Source organism: Lysinibacillus sp. Bpr_S20 (assembly GCF_023337835.1).
Classification (GTDB): domain Bacteria; phylum Bacillota; class Bacilli; order Bacillales_A; family Planococcaceae; genus Lysinibacillus.
Map to the genome: position 1 here is coordinate 367,497 of NZ_JALNLQ010000002.1, position 21,360 is coordinate 388,856.

14 protein-coding genes are annotated in these 21,360 nt (G+C 39.3%); 12 read left to right on the plus strand and 2 right to left on the minus strand.

Going from position 1 to position 21,360, the window contains the following annotated elements:
* Window positions 1–314: 314 nt before the first annotated feature.
* The 5 genes from MWJ95_RS06265 to glpK all read left to right on the plus strand — a co-directional run bounded on the left by MWJ95_RS06265 (window position 315) and on the right by glpK (window position 6,200).
* Window positions 315–890 carry an RloB domain-containing protein gene (locus tag MWJ95_RS06265; protein WP_249073368.1) on the plus strand — a complete coding sequence of 192 codons (576 nt, stop codon included), beginning with the start codon at window positions 315–317 and terminating at the stop codon, window positions 888–890.
* A gap of 345 nt (window positions 891–1,235) precedes the next feature.
* On the plus strand, window positions 1,236–2,879 hold the full coding sequence (locus MWJ95_RS06270) for a glycerol-3-phosphate dehydrogenase/oxidase (RefSeq protein WP_249073367.1): 1,644 nt from the start codon (window positions 1,236–1,238) through the stop codon (window positions 2,877–2,879).
* 55 nt (window positions 2,880–2,934) lie between these two features.
* Entirely contained in the window at window positions 2,935–3,498 is a 564-nt protein-coding gene (locus MWJ95_RS06275) for a glycerol-3-phosphate responsive antiterminator (RefSeq protein ID WP_249073366.1), read from the plus strand.
* 154 nt (window positions 3,499–3,652) lie between these two features.
* Window positions 3,653–4,456, plus strand: coding sequence for an MIP/aquaporin family protein (locus MWJ95_RS06280; RefSeq protein WP_249073365.1), 804 nt, complete (start codon window positions 3,653–3,655; stop codon window positions 4,454–4,456).
* Window positions 4,457–4,703: 247 nt separating this feature from the next.
* Complete coding sequence (gene glpK, locus MWJ95_RS06285) at window positions 4,704–6,200, plus strand: glycerol kinase GlpK (RefSeq protein WP_249073364.1); 1,497 nt, start codon at window positions 4,704–4,706, stop codon at window positions 6,198–6,200.
* Between the two features lie 123 nt (window positions 6,201–6,323).
* On the opposite strand, the gene MWJ95_RS06290 is transcribed toward glpK, so the two are convergent.
* Window positions 6,324–6,863 carry a GNAT family N-acetyltransferase gene (locus MWJ95_RS06290; RefSeq protein ID WP_249104801.1) on the minus strand — a complete coding sequence of 180 codons (540 nt, stop codon included), beginning with the start codon at window positions 6,861–6,863 and terminating at the stop codon, window positions 6,324–6,326.
* A 272-nt stretch (window positions 6,864–7,135) separates the two neighbouring features.
* On the opposite strand from MWJ95_RS06290, the gene MWJ95_RS06295 reads away from it, so the two are divergent.
* On the plus strand, window positions 7,136–9,217 hold the full coding sequence (locus tag MWJ95_RS06295) for a catalase (protein WP_249104803.1): 2,082 nt from the start codon (window positions 7,136–7,138) through the stop codon (window positions 9,215–9,217).
* Between the two features lie 1,069 nt (window positions 9,218–10,286).
* Complete coding sequence (lpdA, locus tag MWJ95_RS06300; RefSeq protein WP_249073361.1) at window positions 10,287–11,624, plus strand: dihydrolipoyl dehydrogenase; 1,338 nt, start codon at window positions 10,287–10,289, stop codon at window positions 11,622–11,624.
* Window positions 11,625–11,842: 218 nt separating this feature from the next.
* Here lpdA and MWJ95_RS06305 read toward each other — a convergent pair whose 3' ends face one another.
* Window positions 11,843–11,998 (minus strand): hypothetical protein, encoded by a 156-nt coding sequence (locus MWJ95_RS06305; protein WP_249073360.1) that lies wholly within the window; start codon window positions 11,996–11,998, stop codon window positions 11,843–11,845.
* Window positions 11,999–12,211: 213 nt separating this feature from the next.
* On the opposite strand from MWJ95_RS06305, the gene MWJ95_RS06310 reads away from it, so the two are divergent.
* From MWJ95_RS06310 to MWJ95_RS06330, 5 genes are all read left to right on the plus strand, one after another.
* Window positions 12,212–13,600: an aldehyde dehydrogenase gene (locus MWJ95_RS06310; RefSeq protein WP_249073359.1), complete on the plus strand. Its 1,389-nt coding sequence runs from the start codon at window positions 12,212–12,214 to the stop codon at window positions 13,598–13,600.
* 372 nt (window positions 13,601–13,972) lie between these two features.
* A complete protein-coding gene (locus MWJ95_RS06315; RefSeq protein WP_249073358.1) occupies window positions 13,973–15,439 on the plus strand; it encodes a UDP-N-acetylmuramoyl-L-alanyl-D-glutamate--2,6-diaminopimelate ligase in 1,467 nt (488 codons plus the stop codon).
* A gap of 234 nt (window positions 15,440–15,673) precedes the next feature.
* The gene (locus tag MWJ95_RS06320; RefSeq protein WP_249073357.1) at window positions 15,674–17,251 is read left to right on the plus strand and encodes a peptide chain release factor 3; all 1,578 of its coding nucleotides are present in this window, start codon (window positions 15,674–15,676) and stop codon (window positions 17,249–17,251) included.
* 740 nt (window positions 17,252–17,991) lie between these two features.
* A complete protein-coding gene (locus MWJ95_RS06325; protein ID WP_249104805.1) occupies window positions 17,992–18,213 on the plus strand; it encodes a hypothetical protein in 222 nt (73 codons plus the stop codon).
* 75 nt (window positions 18,214–18,288) lie between these two features.
* The gene (locus MWJ95_RS06330) at window positions 18,289–21,342 is read left to right on the plus strand and encodes an efflux RND transporter permease subunit (protein WP_249073503.1); all 3,054 of its coding nucleotides are present in this window, start codon (window positions 18,289–18,291) and stop codon (window positions 21,340–21,342) included.
* The last annotated feature ends 18 nt before the right edge of the window (window positions 21,343–21,360 follow it).

The window sequence follows — 21,360 nt, forward strand, 5'->3', positions numbered from 1 at the left end:
CGCTACTTAGAATTAGGCGCTACACCGATTATTAATGAATATTTATCAAATCAATATTTAACTTCTTTTTAGCGGGTATCCAAACACCACTGAATAGAAGAACTCAGGCTAAGAACGCCACGTCAACGATTGAGTGACCAATATCGTATTGTTGTTGTTGTCGCTGTCGCTTCGCTTTCGCACAGAAAAAATCGTGTCGCTGTCGCTTTGCATCCACACAAAAAACATCTCCAGGCCAAAGCACAAAGCTGATTACGGGCACAATGATGGCGAGGCATAAGGCATACTTGATAGGGAGTGGAGGTATCTGAGTAGTGAGAGTTCGTCAACAAGGGGATCGAACACTGCGTAAAACAGTTTTAATTTATTGTGAAGGTGAAACCGAACGTATTTATTTTGAGCAACTACGTATTTTAAAGCGCTCCAAAATGGTAAGTGTCAAAATAAAAAACGTCAAACGTTCGGCTATTAAGCTAGCCCAGCATGCCTACCGAGATTCAAGTTATCAATATTTTGATGAGGTTTGGATTGTTTTTGATAAGGATGATTTAACCGAAAAGCAATTAGAGGAAGTGAATAATTTTTGTGAGAACAATAATATTCATATTGCCTATTCAAATGAAGCATTCGAATTATGGCTACTGTTGCATTTTGAAGAAGTCGATATCTCTGAAAAGTATCCTCGTGCTGTATTAAATGACAAGATGGAGCAGCATCTCGGGGTAACACGTTATTTACGTCATAAAGCAGATGAGTCAGTTATAGCACCTATCGCATTTCGACATGAGGTTGCCATTAAAAATTGTACAGATATGATGGCACTCCGTAAGACAGAAAGCCGCGACAACCCTTATTGCAATATACATGAAATGATACAATACATATTTTAACTTCTTTCAGCATAGGTTCTGTCACCAAATGGAAACAATTATTACAACTAAGATTTCTTTATCCTCCACTAAAAAATGAAGATAAATAAATTTTTTGTCTTTGGGAATAATACTTGAAGCCATGACAATTGAACTGTACATATGACACCTCTTAAACCGAAACGTGTATATTGTTCTAAATTTTTTTAGACTATCTAACTTGCCTTTTCTTTCTATACACATTACAATGAAAGTAAGTTAATATACAAGGTTTGAGCGATTGAGAGACCATTAAAAACATATGTACATTTTGTACATGTGCTTTTAATGGTCTTTTTTTCGCTCTAAATAAGGAGGAATTTCATAATGAGCACAGCTTCAGCTATACAACGTCAACAAACGATTGAAGAATTACAAGGTAAAGAATACGATTTATTGGTAATCGGTGGTGGTATTACAGGTTGTGGGATTGCACTCGATGCAACTGCTCGTGGACTATCTGTTGCGTTAGTTGAAATGCAAGACTTCGCTGCTGGTACTTCTAGTCGTTCGACAAAATTAGTGCATGGTGGACTTCGATATTTAAAACAATTTGAAATAAAAGAGGTTGCAGATTTAGGAAAAGAGCGTGCAATCGTTTATGAAAATGGTCCACATGTTACAACGCCTGTTTGGATGTTATTGCCATTCCATAAAGGAGGCACATTCGGTAAATTCTCAACGAATATTGGCTTACGTGTTTATGATTTTTTAGCAGGGGTTAAACGTTCTGAGCGTCGATATATGTTAAATCCTGCAAAAACAATGGAAAAAGAACCTTTAGTTAAAGCTGAGGACTTACGCGGCGGTGGTGTATATGTAGAATATCGTACAGATGATGCACGTCTAACAGTTGAAGTTGCCAAAGCAGCCATTGAAAAAGGCGCTACACTCATTAATTATACAAAGGCAGAAAACTTTTTATACAATGACCAAAAGAAAATGAATGGTATTGTAGCACAAGATTTGATTGCCCAAAGTACGTTTAATATTCGTGCGAAAAAAGTTGTGAATGCTGCTGGTCCATGGGTAGATGAGGTTCGTAATATTGAAGGGGAACAAAATGGTAAGCATTTAATTTTATCAAAGGGTGTCCACATTGTATTTGATGAATCTAAATTCCCGCTACGTCAAGCTGTCTATTTTGATACACCTGATGGTCGTATGGTGTTTGCGATTCCTCGAAACGGGAAAACGTATGTTGGAACAACAGATACATTTTACAAAGGCGATCCTCGTGAAATGAATATCCAGCAAGAAGATCGTGATTATATTATGAAGGCCATTCATTATATGTTTCCGAAAGTTAAAGTCACTGATGCAGATATCGAATCAAGCTGGGCAGGTGTTCGTCCATTAATTCATGAGGAAGGTAAAAATCCATCTGAAATTTCTCGTAAGGACGAAGTATGGGAATCAGCTTCAGGCCTTGTGACAATCGCTGGAGGTAAATTAACAGGTTATCGCAAAATGGCTGAAACAGTTCTAAATAAGATTGCGCAAGATTTAGAACAACAATTTGGTATTACATCTAAACCATGTCATACAAAGCAAATTCATATTTCTGGTGGGGATGTTGGGGGCTCCCAAAACTTAGATGCCTTTGTGTCAAAACGAACAAAAATGGGTGTGGCTATCGGATTATCAGAAGAAGAAGCAAAACATTTAGCACATCATTACGGTTCAAATGTGGATACTGTTTTTGAATATGCGAAAGAAAAGCATCCTGTTTTACCACAAGGGCTATATGCTCAGCTACTGTATGGTATTCATCATGAAATGGTTGTTCATCCAAACGACTTTATGATTCGTCGTACAGCGTATATGTTCTTTAATATTGCTCTTGTGAAACAATATAAAGACGCGATATTAGATGAAATGGCAAAACAATTAAATTGGTCTACTGAACAACGTACGCAATATGAAAAAGATTTAAATATGGAAATTACAAGAGCTACAACTGCATTATAATAAAAAGGAAGGGTCGTCTTAATGGCGACCCCACTTTTTAAAAAGGGGAAATCAAATGAATTTCAATGATCAACAAATTATTCCCGCAGCACGAACAGTTAAGCAATTTGATGAAATATTAAATAGTCGATTTGAATACATTGTTCTATTAGAAGTGCATATTAGTTTGCTCATGTCGATCAAGCGAGAAGCGGATCGGAACGGTAAGAAATTAATTATTCATGCAGATTTAATTCATGGCTTAAAAACGGATAATTTTGCAGCTGATTTTTTATGCAATGATATCCGTCCGGCAGGAATAATTTCCACTCGATCTAATATGTTAATAAAAGCAAAGTCTCGTGGGATTATTGCCATTCAGCGTGTCTTTTTAATTGATACGATCGCACTTGAAAAAAGCTTTTCATTGATTGAATCAGCAAAGCCAGATTATATTGAATTATTACCAGGCATTATTCCTTCAATGATTTCAGAAGTACACCAGCGAACAAAAATACCTGTTATTACAGGCGGACTAGTCCGTACTGTTGAAAGTATAGAGGAAGCGTTATCAGCGGGTGCAGTTGCGATTACTACATCAAATAAAAAATTGTGGGAAAATTTCCAAGATTATTGTTGACTATGTATATTATTTTCTCTACAATGTACATAAGTTAAAAGCGCGTGGTTAGGAAAAGGAACCCACATTTATTCATCTGCATTACAACATGCAGTTTGTTTAAGTGTGGGTTTATTTTTTTAATAAGTGCACTATAACAAAGGGGGCTTCTTGTATGTCAACATTTACAGCTGAACTGGTCGGCACGATGATTCTTATTTTATTCGGTGGTGGCGTTGTTGCAGGTGTATCACTGCACAAATCGAAAGGTTTTGGCGGTGGATGGGTAGTGATTACATTCGCTTGGGGTCTAGCTGTAGCTATGGCAGCATATGCTGTTGGTGGTATTAGTGGGGCTCATTTAAACCCTGCTTTAACAATCGCACTTGCTACAATCGGTAATTTCCCATGGGAGGACGTACCTACTTACATTGCTGCACAATTGATTGGTGCATTTTTAGGTGGGGTACTCGTTTATTTTATGTATTTACCACATTGGAAGGGTACGAAAGATCCGGAAGCAAAACTGGCTGTATTTTCTACAATGCCAGCTATTAAACATCCATTATCTAATTTAATTTCAGAAATGATTGGTACATTTATACTTGTTTTAGGTATTCTAGCATTAGGAACTAATACAATTACGGATGGCTTAAATCCATTTCTAGTTGGTATGCTAATTGTAGTTATCGGGATGGCATTAGGGGGTCCTACTGGTTATGCAATTAACCCTGCACGTGACCTTGGTCCACGTATTGCTCACTTTTTCTTACCAATCCCGGGTAAACGTGATTCAGGGTGGTCATACGCATGGATTCCAGTTGTAGGTCCAATCATCGGTGGTACATTTGGTGCCCTATTTTTCCAACAAATTTTTGAGGGGAAAAATAGTATTGCATTTTGGGTGCTAGCTATTATCGTAGTTATTATTTTTATCGCTGCTCAAATGACAGTCAAAAATGTTAAAAGTGAAGAGTAAATCAATTATGCCTCGACATGGTGCTTAGGCCAAGCAACATCACAATTTATGAGGGCCAATACGATGTCGATCATTTCGGTAATGCCACAGGACGAGGTGAGCAGGTGTTTTGGACACCCGCTGAAAAGAGCTTAAATTCGCAGTTATCTCACCATCTATAGAGGTTGGAAACTTTTGTACCTGTCGCTACGATTTTGGTACAAAAAATTTACTGAAAGAAATTAAAAACTATTTGGAGGTATGTCCGATGTCAGAAAAAAAATATATTTTAGCTTTAGACCAAGGTACAACAAGCTCACGTGCTATTTTGTTTGATGAAAAAGGGAGCATTCTCCACGTTGCACAACAAGAATTCCCACAATATTTCCCACAATCCGGATGGGTTGAACATCATGCAGAAGAAATTTGGTCTTCAATTCTTTCATGTATCGCTACAGTACTTTCTGCAAAAAATATTGATTCAAATCAAATTGCTGGGATCGGTATTACAAACCAACGTGAAACAACTGTTGTCTGGGATAAACATACAGGGAAACCAATTTATAATGCAATTGTATGGCAATCGCGCCAAACGAACGCTATTTGTGAGGAACTGAAAGAAAACGGTTACAATGATTTATTCCGTGATAAAACAGGTTTATTAATCGATGCGTACTTCTCAGGTACAAAAGTAAAATGGATTTTAGATAATGTTGAAGGTGCTCGTGAAAAAGCAGAAGCAGGCGATTTATTATTCGGTACTATTGATACTTGGTTAATATGGAAATTAACAGGTGGTAACGTCCATGTTACAGATTATTCAAATGCATCTCGTACGTTAATGTACAACATTTATGATTTAAAATGGGATGAAGAGATTTTAGAAATTCTAGGAGTTCCAGCTTCTATGCTTCCTGAGGTTCGTCCTTCTTCAGAGGTGTATGGCTATACGGAGGAAGCTCTGTTCTTCGGTTCTGCTGTTCCAATTGCAGGGGCTGCGGGTGATCAACAAGCGGCTCTATTCGGTCAGGCTTGTTTCGAAGAAGGTATGGTTAAAAACACTTACGGTACTGGCTGCTTTATGTTGATGAACACTGGTGAAAAGGCTGTAAAATCTGAGAATGGCTTATTAACTACGCTTGCATGGGGCTTAGATGGCAAGGTGACTTACGCTTTAGAGGGAAGTATTTTCGTAGCTGGTTCCGCTATTCAATGGTTACGCGACGGCTTACGAATGTTCCGTTCTGCTTCTGAATCTGAGCAATATGCTGCTCGTGTCGAGTCGACTGAAGGTGTTTATGTAGTTCCTGCATTCGTTGGTCTAGGAACACCTTATTGGGATTCTGATGTACGAGGTGCAGTCTTTGGTTTAACTCGCGGTACATCTAAAGAACACTTTGTACGTGCAACATTAGAAGCATTGGCGTATCAAACAAAAGACGTACTTGGGGCAATGGAAGCGGATGCCAATATTCCGTTGGCAAAATTACGTGTAGACGGAGGGGCAGTTGCAAATAATTTCTTAATGCAATTCCAATCAGATTTATTAAACGTTCCTGTCGATCGTCCAGTCGTTAATGAAACAACAGCTTTAGGTGCTGCGTATTTAGCAGGTTTAGCAGTTGGCTTCTGGCAATCTACAGATGAAATTAGTGAGTATTGGAATTTAGATCGTCAATTCACACCTAATATGGATGATTCACATCGTGAAGAAATCTATGCAGGCTGGAAAAAAGCTGTGGCAGCTGCGCAAGCTTTTAAATAATAGATGAAAAAACCTTGATAGGCAAATTTGAAGCGGATCCCAGTGGTTTGGGTCACTTCACTTGCCAATCAAGGTTTTGTTTTACTTATATCACTATAGTAGACTGAGTTATTTGAATGTACATTATGTTTCAGAATTGTTAAATCGGAAAATAAGTTGAGCTCCATTAAAAGTTTCACCGTATTCCTCACTGTAAACGCCATTAGTATAATTAGAAATGGTCTTCCTCCAAAATTTTTGTCCAGCAATGTTTTTTTCTAATGGATTAGTAAACAACTCCCAATTCCCTTTAAATTGTTCAAATACCATATTTGCAGCACGTTCAGCAATACCTCTACCTCGTAATGATTGAATTAAAAAGAATTCATTTAAAAAATAATCAATTCCTTTATTACAATGTGGAGGGGTTGCTATTAGGATAAACCCCGCAGGTATCCCATCGACTAAAATGCAGTAGGGGAATAAAATATCTGGCTTTTCCCACCAAATATTCTGAACTTCATACTGATCTATTAATGTTCGACAATCGTCACTATCCTCGTAAATTCCGTGCACATTCGGTAGATTACCATAATGTCCTGATAGGTCATATAAATACAAAGGGTAGAAGTTTTTAATAATATATCCATTATTTTTATCCGTTAATTGTATATCTATTTTCATTGTTTTCTCCTTCGATTTAATCAATTTTTACAGGATCGATCATTTCGAACAAATGTAGAGTATTCATTATAATTTTTGGCCCCCTTCTTTGTAATAAATCCAAGCTACTTACATTATTTCTATTAGGACTACTAGATATCCTTCAACATTTTCAACTAAGCAACATCAGTTCAAGGGTTAAAAGGTGGAATGTTTGGCCTTTCTGTATCAAAACCTTAAGGCATGTTTATTCAAGACAAACATATAGTTATATTGAGAATTATGAGTTTGGAATGAAAGGGGATTGCGTGGATAAATCTAAGTCGAATCAGCGCAAAGATTTGGATAAGAATGCGAAGGATCAACAGCTAGAGCCGTTTCGTGTCGATAATGAAGGAACTAAGATGACGACGAATCAGGGACTAAAAGTTTCGAATGATGAGAATTCGTTAAAGGCTGGAGTTCGTGGGCCAACCATTATGGAGGATTTTCACTTTCGAGAGAAAATAACGCATTTTGATCATGAACGTATTCCAGAACGTGTTGTACATGCAAGGGGCTTTGCAGCACATGGAGAATTTGAACTCTATGAATCGATGGGGGAATATACCAGAGCAAGCTTTTTACAGGACCCTACTAAGAAAACGCCTGTATTTGTCAGATTTTCAACTGTAGTTGGAAGCTTAGGATCAATGGATACTGCACGTGATGTTCGTGGCTTTGCGACGAAATTTTACACAGACGAAGGTAATTATGATTTAGTCGGTAATAATATACCTGTCTTTTTTATTCAAGATGCCATTAAGTTTCCTGATTTAATTCATGCGGTAAAGCCAGAGCCTCACAATGAAATGCCACAAGCAGCCTCAGCTCACGATACGTTTTGGGATTTTGTGGCGAATAATCAGGAAATTGCGCATATGATTATGTGGCATATGTCTGATCGAACAATACCCAGAAGTTTTCGAATGATGGAAGGCTTCGGTGTTCATACTTTTCGTTTCGTCAATGATAAGGGAAAGTCGAGATTTGTAAAATTTCATTGGAAGCCTGTGTTAGGCGTTCATTCACTCATTTGGGATGAGGCGCAAATTATTGCAGGAAAGGATCCGGATTTTCAACGACGTGATTTATGGGAATCGATTGAGATAGGTGATTATCCAGAATACGAGCTTGGTGTACAAATGCTTGAGCCTGAGGACGAATTTAAATTTGATTTTGATATTTTGGATGCAACAAAGCTTTGGCCTGAGGAGATAGTGCCAGTTAAAAAGATTGGGAAAATGACGTTGAATCGTAATGTGGATAATGTTTTTGCTGAAACAGAGCAAGTCGCCTTTCATCCTGGAAATGTTGTGCCGGGCATAGATTTTACAAATGATCCACTTTTACAGGGGCGGCTGTTTTCTTATTTAGATACACAGCTAATTCGTCTTGGGGGACCAAACTTTTCTGAAATTCCGATTAACCGACCCGTTTGCCCAATTCATAACAACCAGCGCAATGGCTTTAGTCGACAAACTATTCATAAAGGAAAAGTGAGCTATCATAAAAATTCCTTGGCCAATAATACACCATCCACATCAACGGCGAGAGAAGGAGGCTTTGCTCATTATGAAGAAAAGGTTGAAGGACGGATCACCCGGGCACGTAGTAAATCGTTTGATGATCATTTCTCACAGGCAAGGCTGTTTTGGAATAGCATGTCACCTCCAGAAAAACAACATATCATTGATGCCTTTAGTTTTGAGGTAGGAAAGGTAAAAAGTAAATCCGTTCGCCAGCAGGTTGTTGATATGTTTGTCCGCGTTGATAAAGAAATGGCAACGACTGTAGCTGATAATATTGGTGTTAATCGTCCAAAAGGAGAACAAATAAATGTCACGTTATCATCTCCTGCACTTAGCCAGGCAAATACAATAAAATTGCCACAAACACTTAAAGTAGGCGTGCTAATAGGCGATGGATTTGACGCAAATGAAGTTGGAGAAATACTAAAACATTTAACAAGACAGGGTGTTCGATACAGTATTATTTCCGACAAATTAGGGGTCGTTACTAGTAGTGATGGCGTACAGTTAACAGCAAGTAACACATTTATTACTACTGATGCGGTACTATTTGATTCGTTATATGTTGTAGGCGTAAGAGCAAAAAATCAGGCGAAATTTAATTCACATATTGTCAATTATATCAATGAAGCGTATAGACATTACAAACCGATTGGTATAGCTACATCTGGTACACCATTTTTTAATATGTCTAATGCCAATGTAGGGCCAGGCATTGTGTTAGCCACTGGCGACAAAGATTTCGCTAAAAAATTTATCAACGCCATAGCCCAGCAACGCTTTTGGGAACGGAATATTTATTAACTAACATCATTTTTCCCGCGGGAACAGGGAATACCCACTGGCAGAGCGAATACCCGCGGAAGGGGAGTGAATACCCGCGGAAGTAGGGCAAATACCCGCGGAAGCAGGGAGAATACCCGCGGAAGAGGAGTGAATACCCGCGAAGCCGAGCGATACTCGCGGAAGAGGAGTGAATACTCGCGGAAGAGGAGTGAATACCCGCGGAAGAGGAGCAAATACCCGCGGAAGCAGGGGGAATACCCGCGGAAGTAGGGCAAATACCCGCGGAAGCAGAGCGAATACCCGCGGAAGCGGAGCAAATACCCGCGGAAGCAGAGCGAATACCCGCGGAAGCAGAGTGAATACCCGCGGAAGCAGGGAGAATACCCGCGGAAGAGGAGTGAATACCCGCGAAGCCGAGCGATACCCGCGGAAGCAGGGGGAATACCCGCGGAAGCGGAGCAAATACCCGCGGAAGCAGAGCGAATACCCGCGGAAGCGGAGCGATACCCGCGGAAGAGGAGTGAATACCCGCGGAAGAGGAGTGAATACCCGCGAAGCCGAGCGATACCCGCGGAAGCAGGGGGAATACCCGCGGAAGCGGAGCAAATACCCGCGGAAGCAGAGCGAATACCCGCGGAAGCGGAGCGATACCCGCGGAAGAGGAGTGAATACCCGCGGAAGAGGAGTGAATACCCGCGAAGCCGAGCGATACCCGCGGAAGCAGGGGGAATACCCGCGGAAGCGGAGCAAATACCCGCGGAAGCAGGGGGAATACCCGCGGAAGTAGGGCAAATACCCGCGGAAGGGGAATGAATACCCGCGAAAGCCGAGCGATACCCTTTCCATTTTCTTTGAAATCCCACATCCATATGGTAAAAATGCTTATCTCAATATCTAATAAAGTCCCTCATTGTTCAGAAAGAATAGCGAGGGACTTTTTCACTTAATTCAATTGCTACTGATGGTTTGTATTCTGCTTTTTGTTCATCAGGACCTTCTATGTGAAAATGTTCCTAAATTTCCTGTAACATATATTACATTGCATTCAAATTTTGTAAATGCTATGGTGGTTCATGAGGTGAATTTTGTGGAAAAATTTGATATTGCAATTATTGGCGCAGGTCCTGGGGGCTATGTAGCAGCCATTCATGCAGCCAAAAGTGGCAAGAAGGTCGCTTTAGTCGAGCGAGATAAAGTAGGAGGGGCCTGCTATAATGTCGGCTGTATTCCTTCGAAAATTTTATTGGAGCATAGTAAGCTCATTCAAGAAATACAACGTGGTCATGATTGGGGCATTGAAAGTCCTACAGTAAATGTGAATTTTCCACGATTGATGAAACGTAAGGATGCTATTATTGATGAGCTTTTAACGAATATTGAGGGCTATATTTTGAGCAATCAAATTACTTTTTATCGAGGAGAAGCGGCAGTATCTAATGATTTACTTGTAACGGTCGGTAGTGAGACCTTTACAGCAACGGATATCATTCTAGCAACCGGAAGTAAACCGTTTGTACCACCTTTTAAAGGGTTAGAGACATCTTCCTATTATACAACGGATACATTTTTTGATATTGAAGAGTTGCCAAAGCAGTTAACAATTATAGGCGGAGGCGTTATTGCAGTAGAGATGGCATTTAGTTTAGCGCCACTCGGAACAAAGGTGACGATGCTAAATCATAGTGAAGATATTTTACAGACAGAAGAGCCAGATGCACGACCGCTTATTCGGGAGAAGATGAAAAAGCTTGGAATTGAGCTTGTGACAGATTTCCAATTTGAGCATTTTAACGGCAATGAAATTCATACATCTAAAGGGATTTATACATATGAAAATCTTTTGTTTGCAACAGGTCGACGTCCAAATACAGAAATAGCTCAGCAGCTGGGTCTAGCCTTCGATGGTCGATTAATTGCTGTCAATGAGCACCTTGAAACAAGTCAGCCACATATTTATGCTATAGGTGATTTAGTAGGTGGATACCAGCTAGCTCATTCAGCGAGTGCAGAGGGAATTCATGTTGTGGATCATATTATAGGGAATAAACCGGCGCTAATTGATCAAACTTCGATTCCTCGCTGTGTTTATACACATCCTGAAATTGCAACTTTTGGTTTACTGGAAGAGCAGGTGAACGAACCTTATAAGGTGACTCACATGCCGTTACAAACAAATCCTAAGGCATTAATGGAAGGAAATACAGTGGGCTTTATAAAGCTCATTGCGACGGAGGAAGAAGGGCGTATTTTAGGAGCTTGTGTGGTTGCTGATGGGGCAACAGAAATGTTAAATGCTATTTTAGCTACTAAAAAAGCAGGTGGCACGGCTCACACTCTTGCAAATATGATTTTCCCACATCCTACAGTATCAGAGCATATTGGGGATGCTGCAAAAGCTATTTTTGATAAAGCTATTCACCAATAATGCTCAAAAACTACATTCTTTAGCGGAGGTTATCCTTCTCGTTGTTGGTATTCTTAAAGTGCCCATAACAATACTGAATACTGTTAAGAAAACAATAACGAGTGGCTTGATTTCCGATCCGATTAGGAGTTTTCCTGTAACAAATGACTTTTGATGATGATACATGAACTATAAAAAATAGCGCATTATAGGAAATAACCTCCTATAACGCGCTATTTTTAATTAACTTCAGGTTCTTCTTTTTTCTCACCCGGTGTTGTAGAGAGATATAAGAAAGCCTCATCTTGCAAAAGCAATAATTTTTCCTCACAAATACCGTGTGCTAATGGTCCAGAAAAAATAGACTCCCACCAAGTTCCTGTTGTTGTTGTCATTCATCTACGCCCCCGTTTCAATTTTTCAATATGTAGTTGTAGTTGTAAATTTCTCAAATCACGAAACTGTCTACAGTTCTAACTTCTTTACCCATTCCACCCAAATCAGAAAGAGGAATTTTGGTTGTCAATGTTGTATCGTATAGACAATGATAGTTTGTTTCGAAATGAAAAAACTATGTATGGCATTTTAAAAAAAGGGGTGCTTTTATTATGAATTTTACGCCACAAGATGTAGAAAATATGATTACAGAACAACGGCAATTTTATTTTTCTCGAGCGACAAAGAGTACAAAATATCGAAAAGAACAATTAATAAAACTGAAGAAAACGATTTTAAAATATGAAAAAGAAATTTTGAATGCCCTATATGTAGATTTAAGAAAAAGTGAGTTTGAGGCATATGCAACAGAAATTGGCATTGTTTTAGATAGCATTTCTTATATGGTAAAGCATGTTGAAGAATGGATGAAACCTGAAGCTGTAAAAACACCGATTCAATACCAGATGGGAAAAAGCTTTATTGTAAGAGAGCCATATGGCGTAACATTAATCATTGGTCCTTTCAATTATCCATTCCAACTTGTCATGGAGCCATTAATCGGTGCTATTGTTGGTGGTAATACGGCTATTGTAAAACCTTCAGAAACATCTGTGCATACAGCAGCAATTGTAAAAAAAATAATAGAAGAAACGTTTAATCCTTCCTATATACGTGTTGTGGAAGGAGAAAAAGAAGAAGTGACGGCACTTATTCATGCATCTTTTGACTATATATTTTTTACAGGGAGTGTGGCAGTCGGAAAAGTGATTGCAAAGGCCGCTGCAGAACGATTAACACCAATTGCCCTAGAACTTGGTGGGAAAAGCCCCGCGATTGTCGACCAAACAGCCAATTTAGAAGTAGCGGCGAAAAGAATAGCATGGGGAAAATTCACAAATACTGGACAAACTTGTGTAGCACCAGATTATGTCCTTGTCCATAAAGATGTTTATGATCGTTTTATGAAAAAATTCAAAGAAACGATTCGTTCCTTCTATGGTAAAAATCCATTAAAAAGCCCTGACTATGGCCGTATTGTGAATCTAAGACAATTTGATCGCTTACAGCAAATTCTCGTGGAAGAACGTGATGCAATTACATTTGGTGGGAGAACAGATCGTGATGATTTGTACATTGAGCCTACCATTATTGAATATGTGAAATGGACAAGTCCTTCGATGCAAGATGAACTATTTGGTCCAATTTTACCTGTTATGATGTATGATGATTTACCGCTGGCTATACACCAGATTCGTCAATTACCAAAACCATTAGCTGCGTATTTTTTCTCAGAGCATGAAAAAGCTACTCAGTACTTTTTAGAGGAATTACCATTTGGCGGAGGATGTATAAATGATACGATTACACATGTAGGAAATTTACATTTGCCATTTGGAGGTGTCGGACCATCAGGGGCCAAAGCCTATCATGGGAAGGCTAGCTTTGATAACTTTACCCATCCAAAGTCGATATTAAAAAAATCATCGAAGGTAGAGACGAATATTCTCTTTCCCCCATATAAACAAAAAGTTAAGCTTGTGCGAACTATAATGAAATAATAAAAGGAGGTGTCGGATCACGAAAGGTCTGATACCTTCTTTTTTTTACCAAGCTCCCAGATTTGTCGATACATGTTGATTTTTGATCTGTTAAAATGAGCGTTAACATGTATTAAAACGCATGCCAATGAAATAAGTTGGAACGGAAATCAACTCAACGTGATGGTAATGCGCTAAATTTCGATGAAATATTAAAGATATATTAAAATGATAGCGTTTTCATCGGAAAAACGTCGTAACTGGCATTTTATTTATGGGCGAATAAGTAGTAAAATAAATTCAATAGAATGTGGGGGTATTCATTTTGTCATTTCTTGTCGAATAAACAACAAATGTTAAAATGGATGTAGAGATTGATTGGAGGACTATGAAATGTATGCAGAGGAATTGTTGAATGCATTACCTTTGAAAAAAATAATTGGAGTGCTACCTGACCAAGTAAGTGATATTGTCATTGACTCGCGAAGTGTGCAACCAAATAGTATGTTTGTTTGTATAAAAGGCTATACGGTAGATGGTCATGACTATGCACAGAAGGCTGTTGAAGGTGGCGCAACAATTGTTGTAACAGAGCGAAAATTACCTTTAGGAGAAAATATTGCACAGGTCATTGTGAAAGATACAGATCGCGCAGTTGGCTTGTTAGCCGCAAAGTTTTTTGACTATCCGTCTAAAGATATGGCAATGATTGGTGTAACAGGAACAAATGGAAAAACATCCGTAACGGGTATTATTCAAAATATAATGCATGGTATGGGCGAGAAATCTGCACTGTCAGGAACGATTGGCTTTAATTTAAATGGTATTTTATATGAATCTGCAAATACAACGAGCGATGCATTATCGACTCAACAAATGATATTCCGTGCAAAAATGGAAGGCTGCCGTTTAATGACGATGGAAGTATCTTCACACGGTTTAGCACTTGGACGTTTAGCTGGTGTAGAATATGATGTAGCTATTTTTACAAATCTTACACATGATCATCTTGATTTCCATGGAACGATGGAGGAATATGGCCATGCGAAAGGCTTATTATTCTCACAACTTGGACAAGATTTAGAAAAGAATAAATTTGTCGTGTTAAATGCTGATGATGCTTGGTCAGAGCGCTATGCAGCGATGACACCATTTCCAGTATGGACATATGGCTTAGAAAATGAAACAGCTGATTTCCGAGCTATTAACTGTGAGTATCATGATTTCATGACATCTTTTGACGTTGAAATGCCAGAGGGAATATACCATGTAAACATGCATTTACTTGGAGAATTTAATATATACAATGTGCTTGCTGCGATGGTTGCTTTTTATGGCCGTGGTTATTCAATGGAAACAATCATTGAACAAATTGAGCAATTACCACCAGTAAAGGGACGTATGGAGAAAGTTTGCTCAGATTTACCTGTGCAGATTTTTATTGATTACGCACATACACCAGACGCAATTGAAAAGGCAATTTCATCTGCTCAACCATATAAAAAAGGCAAGCTTATTTTCCTAGTTGGTACAGGTGGCAATCGTGATAAATCGAAACGTCCAGCAATGGCAGAAAAGGCATCAGCCGCTGATTATGTTATTTTAACGACGGATGACCCACGCTATGAAGACTACGATAGTATTACAGGCGATCTTGCTAAAGGGATGCTACATGAAAATTATGCATGTATAGGAGATCGTGCTGAGGCAGTGCGTCATGCGATTGAGGTTGCTGAACCAGGGGATATCATTATTTTTGCTGGTAAAGGCCATGAAGATTATCAAATTATCGAGAATACTAAATATCCGCATAGCGATGCAGATATTGCAATAGAAGCTGGCCACTTAAAATTTGTATAGTAAATTGCAATCCTAGAGAACCCTTTTAGTTAGTACTAAGGGGTTTTCTTTTTGGGTTATTTTAACAGTGAGGTGTTGGACTACAAAGTGGTAGTCATCGAAATATTTGAAGAAGCCATACATTATGCCTTTCTGAGATTGAGACCTCTTTTTTGGGGAATTCATGTAAAAAGGTTGTAAGAAGGGCAAGTCTTCTTTTATTATTAGTAAGTATGAAAAAAGGAGAATGACGAGATGAATTCAAATTTAGAAAAAGATATATTATCGCGTCGAACTTTTGCCATTATCAGTCACCCTGATGCTGGGAAAACGACGATTACAGAAAAACTTTTACTATTTGGTGGTGCGATTCGTGATGCCGGTACGGTAAAAGGGAAGAAAACAGGTAAGTTTGCAACATCTGACTGGATGGAAATTGAAAAGCAACGTGGGATTTCTGTAACTTCATCAGTTATGCAATTCGATTATAATGGCTCACGTGTCAATATTTTGGATACACCAGGTCACCAAGATTTCTCAGAGGATACGTATCGTACTTTAATGGCTGTAGATAGTGCTGTCATGGTTGTAGATGCTGCCAAAGGTATTGAGGCACAAACTTTAAAGCTTTTCAAAGTTTGTAAAATGCGTGGTATTCCAATTTTCACCTTTATTAATAAGCTAGACCGTCAAGGGAAGGAGCCACTTGAGCTGATTGAAGAGCTTGAGGAGGTACTTGGCATTAACGCTTACCCAATGAATTGGCCAATCGGTATGGGTAAAGAGTTTTTAGGTATTTACGATCGTTACAATAAACGTATCGAGCAATTCCGTACTGAAGAAGAAGAACGCTTCTTGCCAATTGATGATAATGGGGAACTTGCAATCGATCATCCAATGAAGGTTACTTCTTATTATACACAAGCAATGGACGACATAATGTTGCTTGATGAAGCGGGTAATGAGTACTCTGAAGAAAAAATCCGCCGTGGTGAATTAACACCTGTTTTCTTCGGTTCAGCTTTAACAAATTTCGGTGTGCAAACATTCCTTGAAACATATTTACAATTCGCACCGACACCTCAGCCTCGTATTACGGAGGATGAACAATTTATAGATCCGGTTGAGCATGAGGAGTTTTCAGGTTTCATTTTCAAAATCCAAGCGAATATGAACCCTGCACACCGTGACCGTATTGCTTTTGTGCGTATCGTATCGGGTAAATTTGAACGTGGCATGAACATGACTTTATCTCGTACAGGTAAATCGTTTAAAGTGACACAATCTACACAATTCCTTGCTGACGACCGTGAAACAGTAGATGAAGCAGTTGCTGGTGATATTATCGGTTTATACGACACAGGCACTTATCAAATTGGTGACACAGTTGTAGGTAGTAAAAAGACATTCCAATTTGAAAAATTGCCACAGTTCACGCCGGAGCTGTTTGTACGTGTAACTGCGAAAAATGTTATGAAATCTAAGCAATTCCATAAAGGTATTTTACAATTAGTGCAAGAAGGCGCAATTCAATATTATAAAACGTTGCATACAGAAGAAGTTATTCTGGGAGCAGTTGGTCAATTACAATTTGAAGTTTTTGAGCATCGTATGAGAAACGAATATAATGTTGAAGTGAAGATGGAGCCAATTGGTTCGAAAATTGCAAGATGGATTGAAAACGAAGAAGATGTTAAAGAATCGATGTCTTCAGGTCGTTCAATGCTTGTAAAAGACCGCTTTGATAATTTTGTTTTCCTATTTGAAAATGAATTTGCAATGCGTTGGTTTGCAGATAAAAACGAAAACATTAAACTGTATAGCCTTTTATAATAAAAGCAAAATTGTCAGGATGATTTCCGTTCCAGGCTACTCGCTTTGTCGCTGACGCTTCGCTTTCGCACAGAGCAAGGCTTCCTGTGGGCGAGCGTCGAGCCGCTTCCTACGCTTGCGCTCCGTGCAGGGTCTCGCCTGTCTCGCTTTCCCACGGGAGTCGAGTAGCCTTCCACTCCAATCTTATAAAATTTATGCATAGCAAAAGTGAACGTAGTGGTTACTAATCTGAATGGACTTATAACAGTTAAGCCAATTATATATCTGTTATTGCTGCTTCGTTTTTGCTAAAGAGCCATACTTTGTTATATGAAACCTTAATTTCATGAAAAAACACGAATCGACATGTTGCGATTCGTGTTTTTTTACAAGGAAAATTGGAGCTATATGTAGAATATATACAGTATTAGGAAATTTAAATCTGATGAACAACCTCCAAGGGATAATGTACAAATTTATAGGCTCATCTCTAAGAGTTTGTTAAAAAGTATACTTTGTGAATAAGTTGATTGGAGTGGAGACTGGGCGACTCCTTGGGGATTAGCGGAAGGGGAACGAAGGCTAAGAGCATCCCGTCCTGTGATAACGCCTTCGTGACCAACATCCTGCTGCCCCGAGACCCTGGAGCGAGCATCGCGAGCGAAGCGGAAGGGGAACGAAGGCTAAAGGCATCACGTCCTGTGATAACGCCTTCGTGACCAACATCGTGTTGCCCCGACGCCCCCAGGAAGTTTTGCTCTGTGCGAAAGCGAAGTGATAACGTAGCGACAGCAACAAATGTTTTCTGTAGCGAAAGCGAAGCGTCAGCTACAAATGTTTTATCTGTGCGAAAGCGAAGCGACAGCAACAATGTTTTATCTGTAGCGAAAGCGAAGCGCCAGCTACAAATGTTTTATCTGTGCGAAAGCGAAGCGCCAGCTACAAAGCGCCCAGTCGGAACGGAAATCAACCCCACGCTATGATGGTGTCCGAATTTATAAAATATTCTCCTTTTCGGGTATTATAGAAGGGAAGAGATGGAAAAGGAGCTTGTAAAAGTGAACATTAGTAATTTTTCTATTAAAAGACCTGTTTTTACATTAGTTACGATGATATTAGTCATTATATTAGGTGGCGTTTCATTATTAAAAATACCTATTACGCTTATTCCGGAATTACGTCCACCAATAGGCATCGTTGTTACAAATTATCCTGGCGCGAGCCCAACAGAGGTTAATGAGAAAATAACGAAGCCATTAGAAACAACACTTGCCACCTTACCCGGGATCAAAAAACTACAGTCTACCTCTCAAGAAGGATCCAATTTAATTATTCTCGAGTTTGATTGGTCAACCAATATTGAAGATGCCCAGCTCGATATTTTACAACGAATCGATATGACCCCTCTACCGAATGATGCTGAGAAACCTAGCTTTTTAAAATTTGATCCATCACAGTTTCCGATCATACAACTTTCACTACGGGCGGAAAATGACAATGTTGATGTGCGATTACTGGCAGAAGACTTGGAAAAGGAACTTCGCCGAACAGCAGGTGTCGCGAGTGTCAATATTTCCGGTAAGCTTGTAGAAGAAGTTCAAATATCTTTAGATGAATCAAAGCTAGTTGAAAATGGATTAACTCAAGCAGATATTGTTCAGATTATTCAATCTAACAATGTTTCTCTTCCTGGTGAACCAGTGTTAACAGCAGATGGGAAGATGTTAACTACACGTATTTTAAGTACTTTAACTTCGCCAGAAAGCATTGCTGAGTTAATTATTTCTGTAAATCCACTAGATGGAAAAGCATTAACTGTTGGAGAAGTCGCGACTGTTGAGCGCGTGGAGCAAAAATCCGTCACTACAACTCGAGCAAATGAGCATCCGGCGGTATTAATGTCCGTATTACAGGAATCAGGTGCTAATACGGCAGAAGTATCGAAAGCTTTTAAAGCAGCTTTAAATGAATTATTAACGAAGAAGCAATATCAAGGAATTGCTGCAGATGTACTAGTGGATCAGGGTAACTATGTAGATTTAGCAATAAGCAATATTGGATCTTCTCTACTTGTAGGTGGATTATTCGCAATGTTCATATTGTTTATCTTTCTACGCAGTGTGAAAAGCCCTATGATCATTGGCATTGCGATTCCCTATTCCGTGATTGTTACATTTGTCTTAATGTTTTTTGCCAATTTCTCGCTCAATATTATGACATTAGGGGCGTTAGCACTTGGGATCGGTATGTTGGTGGATAATGCTATCGTTGTTATTGAAAACATTGAACGACACTTAGGACTTGGCAAGGACCCGATAACAGCAGCTAAAGAAGGGACAAAAGAAGTGGCGCTTGCGATTACTGCTTCCACTCTTACAACGATTGCCGTATTCATACCTGTAATGTTTATTGAAGGATTAATAGGGCAAATTTTCACAGAATTTGCGTTAACGATTTCCTTTAGTTTAATCGCTTCTTTAGTTGTTGCGTTAACAGTTGTTCCAATGCTGGCAAGTCGTCTTTTAAAAATGAAATCGACGAATATTTATGAAAAACGTAATGAGTCATCCTTTTATAGGAGTTACAAAATATCAATTATTTGGGTATTACGTCACCGTATGCTTGTACTAATCTCAGCAGTTGTCTGTTTTGGACTGGCGTTGTTTGGGCTTATGAAAATGGGCACAGAGTTTTTACCGCCAACCGATGAGGGATTTGCATCCATTAGTGTAAATCTTGAAAAAGGGGTAGCCGTATCAGAAACAGAAAAAGTTGTTGCGAAAATTGAAGAACGCTTAAAACAAGAGAAAGATGTTGACTTATATGTTAGCTTAATCGGTGGTACACAACAGACCCAAGCTCGGGGACAAACAAGTGCCAATCAAGCAGAGCTATATGTAAAGCTTGTCCCATTAGCAGATAGGGACCGTTCGATTTTTGAATTTGTGGAAGAGGTTGAGCAAGATTTACATGCTGAGCTAGGGGAGCAAGTTGAAATCAACTTTAATGTCTCGACGACAACAGGTTCATCACCAAATACATTAACGTTTAGGTTAACAGACTCTGATGAGCAAAGACTTCAGAACTCGGTTGATCAAGTGCAACAGGAGCTATTAAAGGTAAAGGCCATCACAAAGGTATCAACGGATTTAGATATCACTGCAAAGGAAATACAAATCGAAGTAGACCGAGAAAAGGCGAAGGACTACGGATTTGCACCTGCGCAAATTGCTCAAACGGTCAATCAAATGACGAAGGGGCAGCTAACCACGCAAATAATCGCAGAAGATGGTGCTGTATTGCCCGTCTATACAGGCTTTGGACAAGTGTTTAATGATAGTATCGAATCATTAAAAACAATGCAGCTTCGTTCACCTGCTGGTTTATTTGTAAAGCTAGAGGACATTGCGACTGTTTCTATACAGGAAGGGCCGGTATCGGTAAGACGTTCTGATCAGGCGGCGGCTGTTGCATTTTTTGTTGAGTATGAAACGAAGGAATCGCTAGGAGGCATCTCAGCAAAAGTGGACAAAGCATTGGACAAAGCAAATTTACCAACTGAAACGCAAGTTGTCTTCAGTGGTGATCGTGAACTTTACGATAGTGCGATTAATGATATGCTGTTAGCCGTTGCGTTAGCGATTGTGCTTGTCTATATCGTGATGGCTGCACAATTTGAATCATTCAAATATCCATTTGTGATTATGTTTACAGTACCATTAATGATTATTGGCGTGGCAGTTGCGATGTTTGCCACGAACACGCTAGTGGGTGTGACGTCTGTTATAGGAATTTTAGTGTTAGTTGGAATTGTCGTGAATAACGGGATTGTACTTGTCGATTACATTAATCAACAAAAGGCTAGAGGAGTGGCGTCGTATGATGCGATATTACTGGCTACACAAGATCGACTTCGCCCAATTTTAATGACCGCTTTCACAACCATCTTAGGATTGCTACCGCTTGCTCTTGGCATTGGCGAAGGAACTGAGATGAATCAACCGATGGGGATTGTCGTAATCGGAGGACTGGTGACATCAACTTTATTGACATTATATATTGTACCAGTTGTTTATACTTTCATGGATAAAGAGACTAGGAAGATGCGGTAAGTTCAGGAGGGATGAAAG